Annotated in this window: 20 protein-coding genes and 1 pseudogene; 9 read left to right on the top strand and 12 right to left on the bottom strand. The window is 52.1% G+C overall.

Features of this window, described 5'->3' with window-relative positions; genetic code table 11:
• Nucleotides 1-42: 42 nt before the first annotated feature.
• Nucleotides 43-1,254: an MFS transporter gene (locus QT397_01190; GenBank protein WNZ53650.1), complete on the bottom strand. Its 1,212-nt coding sequence runs from the start codon at nt 1,252-1,254 to the stop codon at nt 43-45.
• Between the two features lie 55 nt (nt 1,255-1,309).
• On the opposite strand from QT397_01190, the gene QT397_01185 reads away from it, so the two are divergent.
• Both QT397_01185 and QT397_01180 read left to right on the top strand, forming a co-directional pair.
• Nucleotides 1,310-1,873 carry a CGNR zinc finger domain-containing protein gene (locus QT397_01185; protein ID WNZ53649.1) on the top strand — a complete coding sequence of 188 codons (564 nt, stop codon included), beginning with the start codon at nt 1,310-1,312 and terminating at the stop codon, nt 1,871-1,873.
• A gap of 138 nt (nt 1,874-2,011) precedes the next feature.
• Nucleotides 2,012-2,823 (top strand): annotated as a pseudogene (locus tag QT397_01180) (SDR family oxidoreductase).
• A 45-nt stretch (nt 2,824-2,868) separates the two neighbouring features.
• On the opposite strand, the gene QT397_01175 reads toward QT397_01180, so the two are convergent.
• A complete protein-coding gene (locus tag QT397_01175; GenBank protein ID WNZ53648.1) occupies nt 2,869-3,861 on the bottom strand; it encodes a threonine dehydratase in 993 nt (330 codons plus the stop codon).
• A gap of 190 nt (nt 3,862-4,051) precedes the next feature.
• Here QT397_01175 and QT397_01170 point away from each other — a divergent pair, with 190 nt between their 5' ends.
• Complete coding sequence (locus QT397_01170) at nt 4,052-4,834, top strand: AraC family transcriptional regulator (GenBank protein ID WNZ53647.1); 783 nt, start codon at nt 4,052-4,054, stop codon at nt 4,832-4,834.
• Here the strand turns inward: QT397_01170 and QT397_01165 are convergent.
• The 4 genes from QT397_01165 to QT397_01150 all read right to left on the bottom strand — a co-directional run bounded on the left by QT397_01165 (nt 4,827) and on the right by QT397_01150 (nt 7,623).
• Nucleotides 4,827-5,303, bottom strand: a complete 477-nt coding sequence (locus QT397_01165; GenBank protein WNZ53646.1) for a GNAT family N-acetyltransferase — start codon at nt 5,301-5,303, stop codon at nt 4,827-4,829. The two genes, QT397_01170 and QT397_01165, sit on opposite strands and share 8 nt — an antisense overlap.
• Before the next feature lie 20 nt (nt 5,304-5,323).
• Nucleotides 5,324-5,863 carry an SDR family oxidoreductase gene (locus QT397_01160; protein ID WNZ53645.1) on the bottom strand — a complete coding sequence of 180 codons (540 nt, stop codon included), beginning with the start codon at nt 5,861-5,863 and terminating at the stop codon, nt 5,324-5,326.
• A complete protein-coding gene (locus tag QT397_01155; GenBank protein ID WNZ53644.1) occupies nt 5,769-6,101 on the bottom strand; it encodes an SDR family NAD(P)-dependent oxidoreductase in 333 nt (110 codons plus the stop codon). The genes QT397_01160 and QT397_01155 overlap by 95 nt, the downstream gene beginning before the upstream one ends.
• 181 nt (nt 6,102-6,282) lie before the next feature.
• On the bottom strand, nt 6,283-7,623 hold the full coding sequence (locus QT397_01150) for a YheC/YheD family protein (GenBank protein WNZ53643.1): 1,341 nt from the start codon (nt 7,621-7,623) through the stop codon (nt 6,283-6,285).
• 534 nt (nt 7,624-8,157) lie between these two features.
• On the opposite strand from QT397_01150, the gene repA reads away from it, so the two are divergent.
• The 6 genes from repA to QT397_01120 all read left to right on the top strand — a co-directional run bounded on the left by repA (nt 8,158) and on the right by QT397_01120 (nt 14,636).
• Nucleotides 8,158-9,366, top strand: a complete 1,209-nt coding sequence (gene repA, locus QT397_01145) for a plasmid partitioning protein RepA (protein ID WNZ53642.1) — start codon at nt 8,158-8,160, stop codon at nt 9,364-9,366.
• Nucleotides 9,363-10,409, top strand: a complete 1,047-nt coding sequence (gene repB / locus QT397_01140) for a plasmid partitioning protein RepB (protein WNZ53641.1) — start codon at nt 9,363-9,365, stop codon at nt 10,407-10,409. The genes repA and repB overlap by 4 nt, the downstream gene beginning before the upstream one ends.
• Nucleotides 10,410-10,691: 282 nt before the next feature.
• A complete protein-coding gene (gene repC / locus QT397_01135) occupies nt 10,692-12,059 on the top strand; it encodes a plasmid replication protein RepC (protein ID WNZ53640.1) in 1,368 nt (455 codons plus the stop codon).
• A 58-nt stretch (nt 12,060-12,117) separates the two neighbouring features.
• Nucleotides 12,118-12,645, top strand: coding sequence for a GNAT family N-acetyltransferase (locus QT397_01130; protein WNZ53639.1), 528 nt, complete (start codon nt 12,118-12,120; stop codon nt 12,643-12,645).
• Between the two features lie 163 nt (nt 12,646-12,808).
• On the top strand, nt 12,809-13,888 hold the full coding sequence (locus QT397_01125; GenBank protein ID WNZ53638.1) for a trifunctional transcriptional activator/DNA repair protein Ada/methylated-DNA--[protein]-cysteine S-methyltransferase: 1,080 nt from the start codon (nt 12,809-12,811) through the stop codon (nt 13,886-13,888).
• Nucleotides 13,875-14,636, top strand: a complete 762-nt coding sequence (locus QT397_01120) for an isocitrate lyase/phosphoenolpyruvate mutase family protein (GenBank protein WNZ53637.1) — start codon at nt 13,875-13,877, stop codon at nt 14,634-14,636. Before QT397_01125 ends, QT397_01120 begins: the two co-directional genes overlap by 14 nt.
• Nucleotides 14,637-14,685: 49 nt before the next feature.
• On the opposite strand, the gene QT397_01115 is transcribed toward QT397_01120, so the two are convergent.
• The 6 genes from QT397_01115 to QT397_01090 form a co-directional block, all read right to left on the bottom strand.
• Nucleotides 14,686-15,069, bottom strand: a complete 384-nt coding sequence (locus tag QT397_01115) for a hypothetical protein (protein ID WNZ53636.1) — start codon at nt 15,067-15,069, stop codon at nt 14,686-14,688.
• Nucleotides 15,070-15,323: 254 nt separating this feature from the next.
• A complete protein-coding gene (locus tag QT397_01110) occupies nt 15,324-15,689 on the bottom strand; it encodes a hypothetical protein (protein WNZ53635.1) in 366 nt (121 codons plus the stop codon).
• Nucleotides 15,690-16,023: 334 nt separating this feature from the next.
• Nucleotides 16,024-16,794, bottom strand: a complete 771-nt coding sequence (locus QT397_01105) for a glutathione S-transferase C-terminal domain-containing protein (protein WNZ53634.1) — start codon at nt 16,792-16,794, stop codon at nt 16,024-16,026.
• Entirely contained in the window at nt 16,755-16,991 is a 237-nt protein-coding gene (locus QT397_01100; GenBank protein WNZ53976.1) for a hypothetical protein, read from the bottom strand. Before QT397_01100 ends, QT397_01105 begins: the two co-directional genes overlap by 40 nt.
• A gap of 106 nt (nt 16,992-17,097) precedes the next feature.
• Complete coding sequence (locus QT397_01095; protein ID WNZ53633.1) at nt 17,098-18,012, bottom strand: alpha/beta hydrolase; 915 nt, start codon at nt 18,010-18,012, stop codon at nt 17,098-17,100.
• A gap of 132 nt (nt 18,013-18,144) precedes the next feature.
• Entirely contained in the window at nt 18,145-22,167 is a 4,023-nt protein-coding gene (locus tag QT397_01090; protein WNZ53632.1) for an Ig-like domain-containing protein, read from the bottom strand.
• Nucleotides 22,168-22,193 lie beyond the last annotated feature (26 nt).

Below are 22,193 nucleotides of genomic sequence, written 5' to 3'. Positions count from 1 at the left end.
TGGTCGAACAGCCCTCCGCATTTGCTGCGAACGTAACGTAGATTACGCCGTATCAGCGGCCGTTTGTGTAGCTCTTGGTTGTGCATGATCTGGGGCAGTGCGCCAGAAGATGATGACGGCAGCAACAGTGGGAAGTGCGAACAGCAGGAAGGCAGATTGTAGACCAAGCATTTCGGCACAAAGCCCGCTGAGGCTGGCTCCTGCAAAAAAGCCAGACCACCCCATCCAACGATAGGCAGCAACCGTTCGGCCAAGTGCCTCGCCAGAGATGGTTTGCTGCTGATAAGCGGCAATGGAGATCATCCATGTTACTCCACCTATCCCCGCCAGCACAGCGGAGAGCAAAACAGAAGTCAGGCCCAGACCAAGCGCCGGCACCAATACAAAGAGCAGTGTGGTTATCACATCGATTGCGCGTGTCCCGGTGTCGCCCAGCTTACTCCTGATCCTTTGATAGCCGAATGCCCCGAGAAGAGACCCACACCCAACAGCCGTGACAAGGTAGCCCACACCGGAAGCGCCGAGATCCAGTTGCTCAGGTTGCAAAGCAAACGGCACAATGAGCGTGAACCATGCTCCCCATGAGGTGGCCATTAAAGTGACAAGGACTGTAAACGCCCGTAAATCCCTCCGCTTCCAAAGCAGTTTCGCCCCGTCAAAGAACCCGCGAAACCCTTTCTGAGTAGAAGGCATAAAACGCTTGGGCCTGGGCAAAACCAGAAAACTCAGGATCACACCGATGAAAGCGAGGAGGAATATGCCTTGCACGGAATAGTCCAGTAACAGTGCAAGAACCAAAGGTGCCCCAAGTGTAGCTGAGATGGTCTTAGCCCCCTGCAACATACTGTTACCTTTGTGCAGATGCTCTTGCCCGATAAGGTCTGGCAAAATTGTCTGACTGGATGTCTCAGTCAGCACTTCACTCACACCGATCAATACGCCAAGCGTGCAAAGCAGCAGCAGGTGCTTTCCGGCATCTGCCTTGATCAAGAATGTAACCGCAACGATCGCCGCTATGATCAACCCTGCCCTGAAGGCCGGAGCACGGCCATAGCGATCCAACCCCCATCCCACGAGCAGACCAAACAAAGGCCAGGAAACGGCAATGGAACCTGCGACCAACCCGATAGCAGCGGTGGAGTGACCAAACGCACCTGTGAGTGCCGGAAGTGCCAGTTTCATGATGGTGATTGCGAAGCCAGAGGCAGCCATCACAATGGTCATCCGCCAGACTGCAGTATCGGAGTGTTTCATATGTAAGCCTCTTTCTGTATAATAAGACTTACTCATGATTAGGTAATGTTGTAAAGTGAAAATACCGCTTACATTGACATCGCTCGATGACGCGAGCGCATTTGCGATTGATCTTGCAAACACATGGGACCCGATGGGCAAGCCTGTGGATGTGTTGGCACAGGCAGATTCTGCCGATCATTTCTTCAAGGCATACGTGAAAAGTGAAGCTGAGTTCGATGTGTTGGGAGAGGCCATGATTCCTCATCGGGATCTGTTACGTGCTGCTTTTCTGGCCGTGGCATCGGACGCGCCGGATAAAGCTGAAATCTGGCAGGCTCTGGAACATGCCCTTGAAGTTTCGTGGACAATCGGCGTCGACCATCGAGGAAAACCGGCAGTTGAGTTTGCAAGTGAGGTGCCAATTCAGCAGCGTTTGACAGCATGGAGTGCGCTTGGATTTTTCGCTCTGCTTTCTGGCGCGCCGGAACGGATCAGGGTATGTCAGGCAGCGCCCTGTGAGGAGGTGTTTCACGACATCACCAAGTCAGGTCGCCAGCGGTTTTGCTCCAAACGTTGTGGCACCCGTTACAATGTGGCCCGCCATCGTGACCGTCAGAAGAATAGCGAGATAGATTGATATTTGGCGCCATTTGCGAGTCATTTGGCGCGATATGGCTTTGTGTAACTCCTGATCGATCCCTAATTTGAAAGGGACCAAGAACAACAAATGAAGTCTCTCGCAAAGAGGCTTCACATAGGGTTTCAGGAGTTTCTCATGTCCAACACAATCCTTATCACTGGCGCATCTTCCGGTATCGGCAAATCAACGGCAAAGTACTTCCACGACAAAGGCTGGAACGTCATTGCCACCATGCGGCAGCCAAAAAAGAAGAAGAGCTGACCAAACTCGACAACACTCTCGTCACCCGCTTGGATGTGACCGATGAAGCGTCCATTGAAGCTGCTGTTGCAGAAGGTATCGCGCGTTTTGGCAAGATTGACGTGCTGCTCAACAACGCAGGATACGGTGCCTATGGTCCGCTGGAAGCGTTTTCCATGGACAAAATCCGCCGCCAGTTTGAAACCAACGTGATTGGTCTGATCGCGGTGACCAAAAGCGTTCTGCCACACCTGCGCGCCAACAAGTCTGGCACCATCGTTAACATCTCGTCCATCGGCGGTCAGATGACCTTCCCACTCGGCGCGCTCTACCACGGCACCAAGTTCGCCGTTGAAGGCATTTCTGAAGCGCTGCACTACGAGCTGGAAGCAGCTGGCATCAAAATGAAGATCGTAGAACCGGGCATGATCCGCACTGATTTCGCCGGTCGCTCCTTCGACTTCACCAATGATGAAAGCCTGACGGAATACCAAGGCGTGGTACAGGCCTTTTTCGGTGCAATGAGCGGTGACATGCCGTCCTCTGACCCGATTGTGGTCGCAGAAGTCATCTACGCCGCCGTCACCGATGGCACCGACACCCTGCGCTACCGCGCCGGCCCCGACGCCGTCCAATTCCTCGACAACCGCAAAGCCCTCGACGACGCCACCTTCATAAACGGCCTGAAGGAGCAGCTGGGGCTGTAGGCTTAGTAAAGTCGGAGAGGGATGTCCCCTCTCCTTGTTGTCTCATCAGGCTGATGCCAGTTCGCCGGTTTCCTGCGTGTGAGCGTTCATCACACTCAGGAAGGTGGTGAGGTCGATGTTGCCGCCGGTGAGGATAGTGGCGACGCGTTTGCCTTGCAGGTTGGTGCGGTTGGCCATCAAGGCTGCCAGTGGGGCTGCGCCGGCGCCTTCGGCGAGGTTATGGGTGTCTTTGTAATAGGCCATCATCGCTTCTGCGATCTGGGTCTCGCTGACGCTGACCACATCCTCTGCCCCTTTCAGGATAATCTCCAGTGGCTGCGTTTGCGGGTCGCGGCAGGCCATCCCATCAGCGAAAGTGTTGGCCGTTTCTGTCTGTACTGCTTTTCCGGCAGCAAAGGATAGAGCGAATGCATTGGCGTTTTGAGCCGTTACGCCGATGATCTTTGTTTTCAGCCCCAGCAAATCGCGCACGGTGATCAGGCTGCAAATGCCTGAGCCCATGCCGATGGGAACGTAAACCACATCCAGATCCGCAATGGCGCGATAGAGCTCTAAGGCATAGGTGGAAACGCCTTTGACCAGATTCTCATGGAATGGCGGCACCATGTGATAGCCATGCTCATCCTTCAGCTGCTGAGCAACTACGCGGCTCTCGTCAAAATCCTTACCTGCGATGATCACGTTGGCCCCGAAAGCGCGCATGGCCGCGTTCTTTTCCTGCGAGTTGCCTTCAGGCACGACAATGTAAGACGGGATGCCATTGCGGGTGGCTCCAAGCGCAACGGACTGGCCGTGGTTGCCGCGGGTGGCTGTGACCAAGCCATTCGGCTTTTCGCCAGACTTCATCAGCGCATCAACATAGGTGAACCCGCCTCGCGCTTTAAAAGAACCAGTTGGTGTATGGTTCTCATGCTTCACATAGACATCAACGCCGGTCCGCTCCTTGAGCAGAGGCCAGGCGTAAACAGGTGTTTCAGGAACAAACTGACGAACTGTGGTGTGAGCAGCTTCCAGATCTTGCAAAGAAAACAACGGCATTCAAAATCCTCATGACAAACCAAAATGCTTTGCCGCCATGGTAGAGCCAGCCAAATCCGGTGGCTTTCAAAATACTGACCTAAACACCCTTCTACGGATGTCTCCTTGTCAGGTCTCCGCAGTTCAGCTTATAGATAAGGGCGTCTGCGTGTGAGGCAGGCGGTGGGAACCTGTTGAAATACATGAGACTATGAGTTTAAGGCGGGATATTGTCAGCAAGTGGAAGGTGCAGCTGTTGCCAAGCAGTGCCTATGCTGTGTCTTATACTGCCGCTCAGGCCTCTGTCGGGTTTGCGTTTGAGAGCCAGCGTGGGGTTCATTCCTTCAATAGCGATCGCCGGGTTGATTTCTGGACCCGTCCCAACAGCCTCGCCTTTGTACCTGAGGGCTGTGCGGTGACCTCGGAAAGCGAACGGGGTGGCGAGTATCTGACCTTCACGGTTCCTGAAGAGCATCTGCGCCCGGACGAAAATGCCTTACGGTTCAATCACGCTATCTCGAAAGAGGCAATCACAGCGGCCTATGAGCTGCGCAAGGCGTTGCTGGTGGGGGAGCTGTCTGATGTACTGGAACTGGAAGTGCAGCTTTTTGCTCTGCTGGATGTGGTCGATCAGGTGCAAGCAGGCACGTTGAACGAGCCTCTAGCCTCCGCGTCCATGACAGAAGCGCGCCTTAAGCGCGTTGAAGAGCTGGTTGAAGCCCAGCTTTCCAAGCAGATTTCCATTTCAGATCTGGCAAGCTGTGTTGATCTTTCATCTGGCTTCTTCAATCGCGCCTTCAAAGCGGCCACAGGTAAAACGCCCCATGATTATGTGGTGGAGCGGCGCGTGGCGCGGGCGCGCAGGCTTCTGGCCAAGTCGCCAGAAAGTCTCAGCGATGTGGCCTATGCCTGCGGGTTTTCCTCCCACGCGCATATGAGCTCGACTTTCAAGAAACGTCTTGGTGTCACACCCAGTCAGCTGATGATCAGTTAGGTTTGTCCAGTGCCAGCACGTTCAATTGCTTGACGTGGTACTCCAGCACCTTCCATCCCATCTTCTCATAAAAGGGCGTGTTATCGTCTGACGCGCACAGATAGGCCCGCGAGAACCCACTGTCGAACGCCAGTTGCGCCATGCGTTTGACCAGAGCGGTTCCGATGCCTTCGCGGCGGTGGACTTCTTCTGTCCAGACGGCAGCGACCCAAGGGGTGAGATGCGGACGCGCGGCAAAATCGCTTTCGATCAGGAGTGCACTGCCCAGATAGGTGTCGCCGCGATGGGCCACATAGGCGGTGGGCACAGCTTCAGGACAAAGAGCTGCGCGGAGTTTGGTTTCAATTTCGCTTTGTAAAACGCCCTTATCCCGCCACCATGCCTGCCAGATGCGATGGGCGATGGTTGGAATGAAAGCGGGAGTCTTGCTCATTTCAGAAAGGGTAAAAGTACGCTCTAAACTGTCCATTGGACCGGTGACCTGTAAAATTAAATCGGTGTGCCTCCTCCGGAAACGCTAATGACTTGTCCTGTTATTTTAGCGGAGCCCGGACCGGCGAGAAAACAGATCGCTTCGGCTACTTCGTCGGGCATGATCACGCCTAAATGGGCATTTTGCTCGACTTTTGAAATGAGGGTGGCAGCAAAAGGATCTCTTTCAAGCTTATCATAAAGAGGGGTTCCACGTACAACACTGGGGCTGACACAATTGACCCGGATGCAATGCTGTTTGGCTTCTACCGCTAGGGAACGACAGAACATGGAAATGCCGGCCATACCCGCCCCCACAATGGTGCTGCCGTAGGTTGGGATTATGGAAACATCCGAGGTTAAACAAATAATTGTCCCGCACCGCTGTTTTGTCATGACCGGATAAACAGCATGGATTGGGTGCAGGATACTGTTCATCAAGGAGGTGATTGTGGGTATCAACTCATGCACTTTCACTTCCTGCAATGGCTTGGGGATGATGCCTCCGCCACCGGTGCTGACCAGCACATCGATCTCGCCCCATGGCCAGTTCTGCATGGGTAATCGCAGTTTCGGTACGGGCCGGGTCGGACGCATCGCACTGGACGAAATGCAGATAAGCGCCGGGAAATTCAGCGGCCAGCTTGCTCAGGGCGTTGCGGCCCTTGGTGACGTCTCGAGCGCAGATGGTGAGCTTTTGAAGACCTGATCTGAGAAGAGATTTGGCTGCGGCAAAACCGATACCAGAAGTGCCTCCGACAATGACTGCTGAGGATTCATTCAATTTCCGCGCCACGGTGACCTCCAGATGCGACTGAAATCTCTTGAGTGATCTTGCTCGCGTTGGTGCTCAAAGAGTTGTTCTAGACCGGATGCCGTATGTTTTTGCTCAACAGAGGCGCAGCCGACAGGCCAAACAGCAAACAAAGTAACCGGAGCGCTAAGAGCTTCCCGACATCTATATGTTTCGCCAGGGCTCATTCAGGATCTTCTCCAAAACCGGAAAGGAAAGCGCCGTAATCAATGCTGGCTTCGAGTGTGGTGACACGCGCTTCTGCATGGCTTGGATCGAGGAAGATCATGCGGCCCGGTTTGGCGTTGATTTCCAGAAGCTTCGGGTGGCCGGATTTGTCGATGCCGACATCCAGTCCCAACTCTCCAATGGGGGATGTGTGGTACTCGTCCATCCGGTGGGCAATCGCAAAGCCGCATTCCTCGACGGCTGCCTTTACCGCTTCGGCCTTCTTGCCAAAGGCGTTGATGAAGTAGTCGTCGGTACCAACAATATCAGCCCCCTGACTGAAGTGAGAGGAAATGCAGCCGTGCGCACAGACCCGCGGGCCGATCATCAAACACCGCCATGTACCGCTGATGTCCTTGTGCATCTGCACGCGGCAATCTACGGAGCGTCCATCGAACGAAGAAAAGTCGAGGCTTTGCTGAACCAGATACTGATCCAGCGAGGTGTGGCAGAAGGCGAACTCGAATGCATCTTCCAGCTGGACGAAGTCTGCATGAGGACAGGACAGGTCCGTCAGCCATTGCAAACGGTAGCCTTTTTCTCGTTTGGTCAGTCGCATCAACATCTTGCCACCGCGTCCATCGACTGGTTTCAGATAAGCGGAGTGATGGCGACCAAGGATCTTCTTGAGCAATGCTGGTGTGGGGGCGCGGTGCGTCTCCGGCAAATACTTGCGCAGCTTCTGACCGCGCATCAGATGCTCATGCACCTCCCACTTATCGAAAAAGCCGGGATTGTAGATGTGAGAGCCAAGAGCCCGCATCCGGTTCTTGATGGCTTCAACACGCAGCTTGTGTTCTTCATCGCGTGTATGGATGCGGTTATAGATAGCCGTTGGCAGCGGTAACCCGGGCTGACGATGACCGGGCATGGTTTCGCCGGTGATTGTGTTGGTGGCCCAGTTGTAGTCTTCGGGCGAAAACAGAAACGCGATGTAGCCCTGGGTCTGGGCGTATGTCAGCATGTCTTGCTGGTGTCGGCGTTCCGGATCAAACTTTCCGGCCCCCATGATACCGATGGTCGGGCCAATATGGATGGTGTCCCCTTCCCGCTTCACATGCAGGCCATCGATGAGGGCGAGCCCAAGTTCATCAAACACATCTGATGGCAGCCCCAGTGCTGCCCGGCGGTCAGTGGAGACAGCGGCTTTTGCGGAAAAGCGATGGCAGGCGCCGATCTTAAAGGAAAGATGCTCGCCGGGAGTGGCGCCGAGCTTTTGAAGAGCGCCTTTAGAAAACACCACTTCATTGTTTGAGTTGGACACGCGGAAGAGATGGAGTTTGACAGCGAAAACCACAGGCCCCCCAAAAGATCAACTAGTAGCCAGGACAGAGTGACAAAACCGGTTCGGCGGGACTGTACAAGACAGGTTCTCGCCAAAGCCTTGCGGAACTTGGGAAAGCTCTAATGGTTTAGGTTTTTGCGTGTGTTAGGCAGGGTTGCGACTCAGTGCGAATCTATGACTGATTCACGTTTGGAACGGCTCAGGTGACGTTGCTTGCTTCTGTCAAATCGGTATTTCGTCGATTTTTACACAAAAACCGTCATGTCTAAGTTCTTTTGTTGGCTTGGCGAAAATGACGTTTCTTAATAAGATTGTTTTGCTGCATTATGGAAATGTTGCTGCAAAAACTGGGTCTTACGCAATATATAGTAATTTCGCGTTGCAATCAGAAAGCCATCGCCAAAAATTCGTTAACAGACTCTTAATATTGGTTAATGGGCGTTAACTATAAAGAGATTGACGCGTCCTTTGAATCGGAGAAGGATGCGCTGTGACGGATTATTATCGCTCTGCACTTCAAAACCGTCATAAAGGGTAAGAGGCAATATGCTGCTCGCTGCTGAACATGATGAGACTTCTGCTGAGAAGATTGCACGCCATTCTGACTTGTTGTCACGGCAACTGCAATCCTTAAGGGAGAAGATGTATCCGCCTGAGGCTCAAAAGAAGCTGAAGACGTTCTCTTCGCGCGAGGTTGCGGGGCTGCTCGGTGTTGCCGAATCCAGTTTGCGTCAGCTTTCCCTCAATGGTGAAGCAGTTATCCCCGAAAGGCTGGAAAACGGCAGACGCATTTATACCCTTCCGCAGATCAACGAATTACGTCGCTATCTGGCAGAAAAACGCCCTGCTGATGCGCTTCGTCTGGACCCGCGCCGCCGACATGGTGAGAAGATGCAGGTTCTGGCGGTTGCGAACTTCAAAGGCGGCTCTGCAAAGACCACGACAACCGTCCATTTAGCGCACTATTTAGCGCTTCAGGGCCTGCGCGTGCTTGCCATTGACCTTGATCCGCAGGCATCACTCTCTGCCATGTTCGGGTACCAGCCAGAGTTCGACGTAGACGAGAACCAGACGCTCTATGCCGCCATCCGTTATGACGATGAAGAGCGCGTTCCACTCAGCCATGTTATCCGCAAAACGTACTTTGATGGGCTCGATCTTGTCCCCGGTAACCTGGAACTGATGGAATATGAGCACGAAACCCCGCAGGCAATTGCTCAGGGGCTTTCGCGCGGCGATGGCATGTTCTTCCGCCGCATGGCGACCGTCCTGAAGGAGGTGGAAGATGATTATGATGTTGTGCTTATCGATGCGCCGCCACAACTGGGGTACCTCACCCTTGGCGCGCTCTATGCGGCAACCGGTATTGTCATCACCGTGCATCCGGCCATGCTGGATGTATCGTCTATGAACCAGTTCCTTTCCATGACCTCAGAACTGCTGGCGGTGATTGAAGAGGCTGGGGGCAGCCTGAGCCACGATTTCGTGCGCTACCTGCTCACACGCCACACACCGCACGATGTGCCGCAGGTGAACGTTGCAGCGCTTTTGAGAGGTCTTTTTGGTGAGGATGTGCTGGCGGCTTCCATCGTGGAGACCACAGCGATCGCGAATGCAGGGCTGGAAAAGAAGAGCCTTTACGAGGTTGAGCGCGGAAACATGACCCGCGATACCCTCAATCGTGCTCTGGAGTCCGTTGATGCGGCAAATACGGAAGTGTTCCAACTGATCAAACAGGTATGGGGTCGTCCATGAACAAGGCTACTGATCGTTCCAAGAAGATGCGGGCCATGTTCGGCGGGGTAGACCCGGCTGAGCTGGCAAAATCCCCCAACCCTGCCCCGTCCATGACGGCAACAACCAAGCAGCGGGTGTCTTCTGGCGCGATCAAGTCCATGCGCAACACTTTCTCCGACGTGGAGAAGGAGAACGAAAAGCTGCGCCAGATGATCGAGGACGGCAGCGTTGCTCATGAGTTGAGCACGGACGACCTTGACCCATCTTTCGTGGCCGACCGCATGGTCGTGGCCAATGATGAGGACTTTGAGAAGCTCAAAGCTTCCATCTCAGCCAGTGGTCAGCAGGTTCCAATTCTGGTGCGTCCGCATCCAGAAGCGCCGGGCCGCTATCAGATCGCTTTCGGTCACCGTCGTTGGCGCGCCTGTAAAGACCTTGGTCTGCCTGTTCGTGGCATCATCAAAGAGCTTTCCGATGAAGCGCTTCTGATTGCTCAGGGTCAGGAAAACCATGAGCGTAAGAATCTGTCCTTCATCGAGACCGCTTTGTTTGCCTCTCGTTTGGCCAAAAGCTTCCCGCAGACCGTGATTTCAAAGGCGATTGGTAAGGATGCGACCACCGTATCCAAGCTGCTGAAGCTGATGAATGCGCTGCCAGAAGAGTTCGTTCGTGAGATCGGCCCTGCGCCTAAGATCGGGCGTCCACGCTGGGAAGAGCTGGCAGGGCATTTCCTCAATGGCAAACTGCCTGAACCGTTTAAGGCGCGGGTAGATGCAGTGATGATCAGCGCGGACTTTGAGCTCTCTGCGAGTGATGAGCGTTTCAGCGCTATTCTTTCTGCCTGTAAGTCTGCTGAGACAAACGCAGCGACCACAGGTTCCATTGCCACAGCTGCAAAGAGCTGGATTGGCAACAAACAGATCCTGATGAAGGACGGCCCGAATGCGCTGAGCTTTCAGGTAGATGCGAAGAAGCAACCTGAACTGGCCGCGTTTTTGAAGCGCCGCCTGCCGGATTTGATGGATGAGTTTGAACAAGAAGTTCTGAAGGAGGATGCATGACGGTTTAATCACGTCTCTTCCAAAGAAAAACGGTCCTGCTGACGGCAATCAACAAGACCGAAATTCCTTGGGTACAAACAAACGATAGCGCTCGATGTAACCATATTTTGCACCTTCAAATTACTTCGAGACGCGGTACGAATCAACCCTTGAGCAAGGAGTTGAAGCGTCTTTCTGCATGCTAATCGCCAGTTTGTCCCGTTTATCCTCAGTTTGGGGAGGGTGCTTTGCGTCCTGACCCTTGAGAACACCTACTAGACTTAGTGGGTGAACGGTGTAGCTATGCAATCTGTTGGTTCAGTGGCGTCGTTCAGAAAACTGACGCCGGCAATGGTTGCCAGTCAAAAGCTGGCAATGGCCAATGACATTGTAAAGACGACAAAATCAGAAGTTGCGATGGCTTTGAAAAAGGCCGCCCCTGCCTTGGGAATTGATGGCACCACCTATCATATTCTCGATATTCTGATTGGCCTGACAGCCGCAGAGGACTGGTCTCAGGACCGCCGCCCACTGGTCGCGATCTCTAATGAAAAACTGGCCGAATACGTCAGCCGCTCTTCTCGCACAGTGGTTCGTTCACTGCGCAGATTGGTGGAAGCTGGCGTTCTTGCCTACAAAGACAGCCCAACAGGTCGCCGCTATATCTATCGTGCGGGTGAAGACCGTCAGATTGAGCGTGGTTATGGCCTGGACTTTTCTCCAGCACGGCAACGTTTGGACGAGTTGAAGCAGATTGGCGCTGAGTTTGCTGCTCGCCTAGCCCAGGAAAAAGAAGCAAAGCGTACAGTTAGCCGTCTCTCCAGAGCGATGACCGATCTGTTTCGCCTGGCTGCTCATGAAGAACTTGATGTTTCTGAGATTGCCCGTGCCTTCAATGAGCTGTTGGATCAACCGATGGGGATCGTTGAACGAGCTGAAGCACTGACGATGCTTCACGAGCTTCTTGTTGCGCGATTTGAAACTGCTGAAGATACCTCAGAAAAGGGTTGTGCTGGACCTCAAGAAAGTGCTGTTTTTTTTGAAGAAAAATCAGAAATGTCATGCACACAAGACAATGATGTCACCCCATATAATAATACAACCTCTCAAGACTCTTGGATTAAAAGTAAACAGCAGCATGCATCTAATGATGCATCCATAAATTACAGCAAATCCGGTTATACCGGATTTGAAATGGCTCCTGAAAAGGATCCAAAAAGCGAAACTCGTGCCATATCTCAAGCTTCAGGTAAAACTGAAAGTCTGAACTGGTCAGAACATGCTGATCCTTACGAGAATGATCAGTTCTCCCCTCTCCTGTCAGAGGTTTCTCTTGGTTTGCTTGGCTCAGCAACTCAGGAAACCCAAGGTGCGTTGGGGCTTGATCTTTCCAGTTGGAGCAGTCTGATCGACAGTTCCGATGATATGCGCCTGTTGATTGGCCTCTCTCAAAAAGGTTGGTTTGATGCGAGAAACAGGGTTGGCGACTATACGGCCGCGGCAGTTCTGATCACCACGGTTGAAAAGGCCTTGCGCGATCCGGAAAGCATTGCACGTCCGGCTGGATATTTCCGCGCCTGTATCGATCGTGCAGTTGATGGCAAACTGGCTCTGCATCGCACATTGTTTGGCCTTGCAGCTTCTGGGGGATCTGCGGCCGCCGAAAACTAGCCGGCCTTTCGGACTAAGCTCCTGAAAGGTCAATCAACCAGAACTGGACGCAATGGATATGTCTCAAAACGCAGCTGCAATTGAAAATGCCCAAGTGGTCCTATTTGAGGAAAGCGACAAGCAATCCTTGCGGGATTTTCTGGCAGTTGCCTGGACTGAGGCGCATCTGGCGGAACTGGGCGACGACCTGACGAAGCGACTGGTTGCCCGGCTTGAGACGGATGATCTGGGCGGCGTGGTTCCTGGGCCGGATGGCCAGCTTCACCTGGCAAAAATTGGCGAGAAGATTGTTGGCTCTCTTGCCTGTGCTGTCCGTGGTGAAGTGGTTTATATCTGGGCCTGCTATCTCGACAGCGCCTATCAGGGCAAAGGGTTAGCGCGGCAATTGATGAAGCACGCGATGGCGGACTACTCGCCGGATCAAGTTGCAGGAATCTACGTCCTGAAAGAAGCTGAAGATGCAAAGCGTTTCTACCAGAAAATTGGCTTTATTGACTGCGGTCCTTCTGAGTTGGAAGTGGTTCCGGACACATACACGCCAGCACACATCATGCAGGCGCGGATCGGGAACCTGAAGCTGGACTAGTGCAGTGAGCGCAACCGGTACCTCATAATTTTGCTTGCCGGTGCTGTGCAATTGAATGCTATCAATTAGCCTTACACATTGCGGAAGACACCTAAAATCAGATGTCCTTAATAAACGCCCGAAAACCGTGCGCTGAAAATGGCTTCTGACACTATAAGAAATCATGCTTTTTGAACTACCAGATACCAAAGTGCTCTATCAGGCACTTCTTGATCGCGATCCGGACTATGATGGCCGGGCTTATGTTGGGGTGCGCTCAACCGGCGTGTTTTGTCGCCTCACCTGCCCTGCCCGCAAACCGAAGTATGAGAACTGCTGCTTCTTTGAGACGATCGCAGAATGTTTTGAAGCCGGGTTTCGCCCTTGCAAGCGCTGTCATCCGGTGGGTACGTCCGCGGAAAATGATGAAGTGGTGACACGTTTGCTTTGTGAGTTTGATGCAAAGCCGCACCATAAATGGTCAGAAGCCGATATTGTTCGCCTTGGACTGGATCCATCCACTGTGCGCAGAAGCTTCAAACGTCAGTACGGAATTACATTTCTGGAAATGGCCCGCCTCTCCCGTTTGCGCGATGGATTTGAAACACTTTCTGATGGCGGGAAGGTGATTGATGCCCAGCTCGCCTCCGGTTTTTCATCTCCAGATGCATTCCGTCAGGCTTTTGCGCGCTTACTCGGCTGTAAACCAGCTGAACTAAAGGGTAATGGTCTCCTCAAAGCAGATTGGTTCGATACTCCGCTCGGTGCAATGATCGCCGTAAGTGATGACCGCGCACTGCACTTGCTGGAGTTTGCAGACCGTAAAGCCCTCCCCGCTGAACTCTCCCGTTTACGCAAGCAAGTGAAGGGAGATCTGGGCCTTGGCCGCACGGCACCAACGGATCAGATCGCAAGTGAACTTGGTGAGTTCTTTGAAGGCAAGCGTCTGGATTTTGATGTGCCGCTGGTGATGCATGGCACTGAGTTTACCAAGGATGTCTGGCGCGAGCTGCGCCGCATTCCGATTGGCGCCACCAAAAGCTACAGCCAACTGGCCAAGCAAATCGGTAAACCAAACTCAACCCGCGCTGTTGCCCGTGCCAATGGGGCAAACCAGATTGCCATTGTTATTCCATGCCACAGGGTTGTTGGAATGGATGGAGGCTTGACCGGATATGGCGGTGGTTTGTGGCGAAAGCAGAAATTGATTGATGTGGAACTGAAAATAGCAAGATCGAAAGGCCTTATTGATGTCTCAGGCTGACAAAGCAAAGCAATTTGCCGCTCTCCATGTTAAAGGCGAGCCAATCACCATTTACAATATTTGGGATGCTGGCACTGCCCAGGCCGTAGCGAAGGCAGGTGCCAAGGCGGTCGCTACGGGAAGTGCATCAGTTGCTGCAGCCCATGGCTATGAAGATGGCGAGAAAATTCCGCTTTCACTGGTCGAAATCATCGCAAGCCGCATTGCGGAGAGCGTGGAAGTCCCCTTCTCTCTCGATTTCGAAGGTGCATACGCTGATAGTCCCGCTGATGTGAAGGAAAATGGGGCTCGGATCATCAAAACAGGCGCTGTTGGTGTCAATTTTGAAGACCAGAAGGTAAAGGGCAGCGGTCTTTACAGCGTTGATGAGCAATGTGTGCGGATTTCCGCCTTCCGTGAAGCTGCGGATGAAGCAGGCATCCCGTTCTTCATCAATGCACGCACTGATCTGTTCCTGAATGAACCGGATGCGAGCAAACATGTGGGATTGGTTGAGGAAGCAATTGAACGCGGGAAGCGATATGCGGAGGCGGGTGCCAGCGGTTTCTTCATTCCAGCCCTTACTGACACAGATCAGATCGCCAAAATTTGCGAAAATGTTCCTCTTCCGGTCAACGCCTACATGATGAAAGGCATGCCGGAGATCTCGGAACTTGGAAAGCTGGGTGTTTCTCGTGTGAGCTTCGGTCCTGGTCCCTACCGTGAGGCGATGGTGGACCTGAAACGGAAAGCTGAAAGCATTCTTTAAGTCTGGATAAGGGGAGCATTGGCTCCCCTACTCTATTTTCCAGAGAGGCCTATTTACCTTCTCTGAATTTCTTTCTCATTTTATCACGCATTTCCTGCTGCATCTCGCGGAAGGTCGCCATTTGCTCAGTGCTCAGGACCTGAGCCATTTGCTGATCGAGTTTCTCACGAGATTCCTGCATTGGGCCACGAATTTCTCGAAGTTGAGCGATTGTTGGCTTCTTACCACGCTCAATACCAGCCCCTTTCAGGATGGCGCGACGTTCTTCCATCGCTTGCTGCATAATGGGGCGCACCTTTTCCTTCTGCGCGTCAGTTAGCTGAAGCCTTTCTGCCATCATCTCCATGCGTTGCTGCCCTTTACCGGGATCAGCATAGGCAACGAGTGGCGTTGCAAAGAGGACGGACAGGGAGAGGGCAATTGCCTTGAACATGGGGACTCCTGTTTTTTCTGCTGTTGCTTTTGGAAACTCTGAAGGTACGCAGCGGTAAGTGCAAACCAAATAGTGTAAGAGAACGTCTTCGTTCCGGACCTTGTGACAGGTCGTTACACTTTCACTAACCCATTAAAAATATTGGGAAATATTCCAATCAGATTGCTTAGTGTTTTCATAAAGATGTGCCCGCCCCGGGTAGGAGGCGGGCACAGTTGCCAGCATTGGGGATCAAGGCAACTTAAAGATGAAGCTTAGTCAAAAAGATCCTGACGAGCTTCGGTTCTGCGAATGACACGACGTGCGGTTGCTCTGTCCTGACGGCGGTCCCATGCATTGGGGGCAACTGCGACCGGTGCAGGTGTAACAACAGTGGTTGTTGGAGCAGGTGTGACAATTGTTGTAGCGGGGGCTGGCACAACAACGGCCTTAGGTGCGGTGTTCAATCGACAGATTTGGAGTGGGTTGCGACCGGAGTCATAAATGGCAACACAACCCGTTAGGGAGTTTGTCTGGATAATCGTCTTGGTGCCGTTGCTGTCATAAAAGGTCAGAGCGTCGGCGAAAGCTGCGCCTGAAAGAGTAACAAGAGCGGCGCCTGCAATAGCAATTCTTTTCATTTTGATCTCCGGTTCAGTCGTCCAATAAGTCAGCTCGGCGTGGCGATGGAATGTGATAGCCGGGCTGGGTGATTGCGTTGAACGGACTATCGGAGATCGATCGAATTGAAGCAATTTGAGTTTTGTAATCGCCTGTCGTCATGCTCCGAGGCTGACAAACTCAGTTACAAATTGGGCGGATAAACACGCTTAGAGATACAGTTTGATGCAAAAGACCTAAGGTTTTCCGCCAGTTTTGGGGAAAAGCGTCTATTGAAGAGTATGTATTGAAGGCTAGTTGGCAGATGAGAGTTGGACTTGGCAGCTGCCAACATTTGCTGCCAAGTCGTTTCAATCACGTCGCAGGCTGTGCGAGAGAGCAATCGAGGATCTCGGTGCCACCCATCAGATACTCGCTCAGTGTTTCACGGTGTGCCGGTGTAAGTTTCGCCCATTCGTCCCGTAACCGATCAAGGCACTTCTTCTGGTACTTGAAGGTCTCCTGCGTGAAGAACCCTTCCGGTAAGTCGGCGGTAAAGGTGGTTTCCCCTTTATCGATGGCTCTGGCGTTCGCCGACAAGAATGGAAGGTAGGTGTCGCCAGCCATTTTGAGCAAATCTTTGAGAGCTGGTGTCAGTTCAGAAACCCACTCCCCTTCAAAGCCGGAGGCATCGTCGATGTGATCGAGCCAGCGAAACACAAATGGGAACTCGTTCTGCAACATGGCAGAGGGAGTGGGATCGTCTTTGAGTTGGTAGAGTTGACCGAAGATTGCCACGTCTGCCAAGGAAGCTATATCGCCGAACAGGAAGTGCTGCTTGGAGACGACTGCCTTTTCAATAATGGCGAGCATGCGTTTGGTTGAGGTTTCGATGATCGGCGCCGTTTCGGGAGTACACCCTACCTTCGGCATGCGGCTGATCTGTCGAGCCCCAAATTGCTGACCCATGGCTTTGATCGTGTTTTCGTCCAATCCCAGACAAGCATCATACAACAGCCAGCTTGGTACAACCTTTCGATCTTCCTCATAAAACCAGCGGTAATGGAACATCGCTTTGACGAGCCATTCATCCGCCATGTCCTCAATCAAGTAACACGCAAAACGGAGCAGTGGATTGTCAGGCAAGAGATCTCTCCCTCCCCTTTCGCTTCCAGATGAAGCAGCAGCGGAGTGGAGTCGTTCATCCAAGTCTCGTCCGGGAACTTGACGACAGGAATAACCGGAACTTTGACGTGTTTGACTGGGCTGTTTGGCCCCATCGGCGCACAGAGTTTCCATGCGTGTGGAATGCGTTTAGCTCTGAATGCGGCTCGTACTTTCATGGAGTACGGTGAGCCCAACGCTCCGTGTATTTCAAAACTTCCCATAGTCCCCTCCCCTTACTTGGCAGGTTTGTTTTCACAACATGATCTCTGCCAAACGTGTTGGTTACATGTCTTTCAAGATTGCTCCATTACCCTGCCAGCGGATTTCCTCTCCCCTCTCCATCTGAACCATCATGTTCAAAACGGCATCCGGATTTTCCATTGGCAGAAAATGGGTATGATCTGGAACGTAGATGTCTTTCGCATTCGGCATGTTCTCTGCCAGAAGCTCCCAGGTTGGAGATGGCGAGAAGTCATGCAACGGCTCATCCGGCTTTCTGCGGCGAGCACGCACCACTGTGGTTGGTACAGTGACGGAATCCAGCAGTGGGTAGATGTGATCCCCATAACAGGTGCGGTAGACTTCAGCTTCTGCATCCGGTGGGCACGCGAGTTGGTAGCCATCGCCATGTTCGGTCTCTATCAGGCCATGCTGGCAATAGTCCTGGAGAATCTCGGGGAGCCAGCTGTTGTATGGTTTACGATCCTTGAACCGCTCATACATTTCACCAATATTGCTCCATTGGTTCCGACGGCGCGCCACTGGGTGGTCTTGATCAGCGATGTTTTTGAAGATCGGAAGCAGTGGTTTCGGGAAGACGACCGGATCGAGCAAAAGAATGTTTTGGTAGAGTTCAGGAAACTTGGCAGCTGCCAAGATCGTCAAATGACCACCGCAAGAGTGCCCCACCCCATAAACTTGCTTGAGACCAAGTTCCTTGACCACAGCAAAAAGATCTTCTCCCAAGTCGGTCCAAAGTTTTGGCAGAGCTGCGTTCTCACTCATTCCGTGACTGCGCATGTCCCAAGCGATCACGTGTCTTCCTGGAAAGTGCTTGATGATGTAATCCCAGACGCGACCATGAAATCCAGTCGCGTGGAGGAGCAAAAATGTCGGTCCTTCACCAGCCCACTCGTGAAGACAGATCTGATGATCTCCAGCTGAAACGAACTTCTGAATGGGGGTATCTGAACGCATGAAAAATCCTCTGAAGCAATAACAGAGAAAGTTTAGCCATACCGTATACGAGAGCAAGCTCTACCAAAGCAGAATAGTAATTTTATTTGCGATAAACGACTTGGCAGCTGCCAAGTTTCATGACTTCCGAGATTAGGTTACAGGAAATGCATTTTCGATTGGTATCTCAAATTCGGGTGCTACAGAGAACACATCAATGCTGACTGAAGCTCCAGGAACATCTGCGTTCTGAATCTCCAATGTGGTTAATGTCTCCCAGCCATGATCATTGTCGCGAGCATCTAGATCAACCTGTATCGCGTATTGCCCATTCTGATCTTTTACCAAGCGGACGTATTGCTCTGTGAAGTGGAGATATTGACCCAGTCCACCTTCGCCGTAGTCGTCAAGGAGCTTCGATATGTCAATGATATCGCGATCAGTACCGTTCTGTAAGTTTGCTTGATAGTCAGCGATATGATCAGCCGCTCCGTCCAGTTGCTCAAAGAAGTAGATATCTGAGCCTTCGCCACCTGTCAGAGTATCTTGTCCTTCACCAGCATAGAGATGATCGTTGCCCTCAAATCCATTGATTGCATCGTCACCTTCGGTGCCTCGGAGGGTGTCATCTGCTGATGTTCCATCGACTGGGTTCTTGTCGCTTCCGATCTCTCCATCAGCTTTGGGAAGCATATGGATTGTCGAAATGGACGGCGATGAACTTCCATTCTCTGTATGAAGGACCACGGAAAGACTTCTTGCTTCAAGACTGTCTGAGTTGGTTGAGAACGTAAGCGAGTTGATCAGGTTTTGATAGCTTGAGGCATCAAGGATGCCTGAGAAATTCAATGTGAGTACGCCGCTGTTATTATCTTGTAGTTCACCATTGATACCGTCGATTGCTGTGTAGTTCAGGACATCACCGTCTTGAGCATTGAAAAGTTTCACGGTTAGTCCGGTTATTGGTTCCTGCAGGTCGTCAATCTTGGCAGACTTGGCAACTGCCAAGTCCTCTCCATCAATCTGATAGGTAGCGTCCAAATGCTTTTCTTCCAGAGGAGCGGGTTGCTCTATTGAGAGCGTGAGATCGCTGATCCTGAGAATGTCTGCAGACGTGAGTTCACCTGGAGCTAACAACCTTATTGTCGTGGCTGAGGAGATGTGATTGCTAAGGTCGAGGCTAATCGTTTTGGACTGCGAATGATCTTCGGTGCTGCTGATCTCAGCAATCCTCTGAACCGAGCCATCGGCCATGACGACCTCAATATAGAAGAGTTTACTTGTCTCTGATGAGCTGAAATTGGCCGTGAAACTAAGTGAAAGCTGCGCCGATTGCGCACCCGTCAGATCGAATGTTTTGCTGAGGCTTGCAAGATTATCGTCGCCATTTGCGGAAGCGCTAGACTGATCTGTCAAAACAAGCTCGCCTGTTGCTTCATCAATGTAAATGTCGGAGGAGCCATCATTTGAAGTATCAGCTAAGCCATCGTCACCGCACTCTTTCCATGCGTAGGACTGGATATCATCGGAGATATTGCTGGTGTAATTATCAGAGCCAAAGTCCCAACTGACTTGGTAACTGCCAGCTTCGCGCGTGTGAAGGTAAACTGTTGGAGGTGAGGTTGGCGTATCAAGGCCTTCGGTGACCTGGATTTGAAAGTCCTGTGAAGCTTCTGCGCCAGATGGATCTCTGGCTACAATCGTCACATCATAGATATTATCGCCATTTAGGTCTGCCGGAACATCATAAGAGATATCGTCCTTCCAGCTGACTTTGCCTGTTTGGGCGTCGATGTTGAAACGGGCCGCATCAGGCCCTTGGAGAAAAAAATGGAGGCTGTCTCCATCAGCGTCTGAAGCGTTCGCCGTGAAGACATCCTGTGGTCCATTGTCTTCGACAGTCAAATGAAGAGGTGTGTTGTGTCCGACACCTGAAAAGATCGGAGCATCGTTCGCTGGACTGAGCTCAATGGAAACAGTCACGGTCTCACTGCGTTCACCGTCAGCGTCCTGAATATAGTAGCTAAAGCTATCAGATCCATTGGCGTTGGGATGTCCGGTGTAGCTGAATGTGTTGTCCGCGTTCTGTGCCAGATGACCCTTGGCAGGTGCCAAGACGATGTGAACGGAGTAGCCCCCGCTATTCAGAGTATCGTTTCCCAACAGATCCAAGACGAGCGGTGTGTCTTCCTTGCCTGCAAACTGGTCAGCAACGGCGATAGACTTTCCATCTGTTATGTCGAAAGAGAATGAGAGCGGAAGAGTATCTCCATCTCCGTCGGTGGCGACGATGTCGAACACTATCGAGATTTCGGCGGTAGTTGCATGATCAATCGGAGTGAAGAACTCGACTGTATAGGATCCTGTGTTGCCTGGGTCCAATGTGACTTTGAAGACCAGCGTACCATCCTGCGTCTTTGCGACGAGTTCGTTTCCAATGCCTGATAAAGAATAGAAGACCTGCGCTCCATTGACGGTAAATGGGGCGGGCGTGCCGCTCATGCTGGATGAAAATGAGAGCGCTCTTGTTGAACCAACATCTGCTCCCCATTGAATGTTGAGCGTGCCTGATTGAGAAATAGATGCATCTCCGTTCATACGCGCTTCAAAGAGGTCTGTTTCGGAAAGGCCTATAATCTCAGGCGCAGAACTTGCGACAGGTACGCTATCTGAAATGGAAATCTGCAGTGTCCCAGTTGCTGCATCTCCATCAGAGTCGGTCGCTATGTACTGCAGTTGAAACTGGTCAACGCTCTGAGAATGATTGAGGGGAGCATGCTGTGTAACAGAATACGCTCCACTGGCGGAATTCAGCGTCGCGCTGAAAATTGCCGTCGAACCTTGTAAAAGCGTTATTTTGTCGCCTGAAAGATCCCAGCTGAAGCCTGTTGGAAGAGGAGCTTCTGTCCATGAGACCTGTATTCCATCTACACCAGCGGAGACTGGGAGTACACCTGTCAGACCAAGACTATCCTCAGCCGATGCGTTGCTTTGATCTATTTGCGTGAAAACATCGTCGCTCAGCTCGTGTTCGATCGGTGCTCCAACAGTAGGGCTATCATCTTTGATTGAAACGCTGAAGTGCCCTTGGGCTGTGTCACCATCTCCATCAGTGATCACATAGTGGAGTTTGATTTCTTCATGATCTAACCTACTAGTGTGCTGAAGCGGGTTATGTTGCTTGACTGTGTAGGCACCCTTGCTATCCGTAAACTGTGCCGTCAGGATCAGCGTATCGCCCTGTTTTACGCTGAGCAGCTGCCCCTCGATGATATAGATCAGGCCGTCCGGATCTTCCGGCAATTGCCAACTGATGTTTGCGCCATCGGCTCCAGCGTTATGAGGCAAGTAATCTGATGAGAAACTCAGTTCAGCTTCGTCGCTCAACTGGCTTTCATCAAAAACGATCTGGTTGAGTGGGAACGCCTTGGGTGTATCGTCAATCGATGTGACGATAAGAGTGCCAATTGCACTTTGGCCTTGGGTGTTTGTCGCTGAGAAGTTCAGGTTGAATACCGCGTCACCGTTCCCTGCGTTCATGATTGCGTTATGTTGTGTCACACTGTAGGTGCCAGTCGACGCATTCAGAGATACAGATAAGGCGATCTGCCCACCTTGTAGGATAAGAAGTGTTTGCCCTTCCTGAACGAAACTAAAGCCTGGAGATGGGGTTGTGTCATTCCATGTCAGTGTGACCGGGCTTTGTTGCGAGCCCATAGGCAGATTGCCTGTTGTTGAAGCGCTTTTCGGATCTCCATCTGACCCTCCTGCTAAGCCTGCCTCAGATACGGTCGCTGATAGGTTCCATTCCGAAGGCATAGGATCATCGGTTACGTGAATGTCCAAATAAGAGATCAGACTGTCTCCATCTGCATCCTTTGCAATGAACCGAAAACTGAGCAGATGATCCGGAGTGCCAGCTGGGTGATCTAACTGCGCAAACTGCTGATAAGTGTATGTGCCGTTGGTTGACGTTGGATCCAACGTAACTTTGAAAACGAGCGTACCATCTCCCTTCAACCCTTTCAGAATATGTTGGCCTTGTGGGCCAAATTCTGACTGAAAAAGGACCCGCGCACCGCCAGAGGTTATATCGAGCGGATCACCTGAGCGGCCGAGTGGGCGTCCAGCTGCATCAAGTGTAAATAGCAGTGCGCGGGAGTTGGTACCATCCACGCCAAAATCAATAGCGAGGCTATCGC

This window comes from Microbulbifer sp. MKSA007, from assembly GCA_032615215.1.
Lineage (GTDB): Bacteria > Pseudomonadota > Gammaproteobacteria > Pseudomonadales > Cellvibrionaceae > Microbulbifer.
Note: the sequence above shows the minus strand (reverse complement) of the source record. Positions and strands in the feature narration are given on the sequence as shown.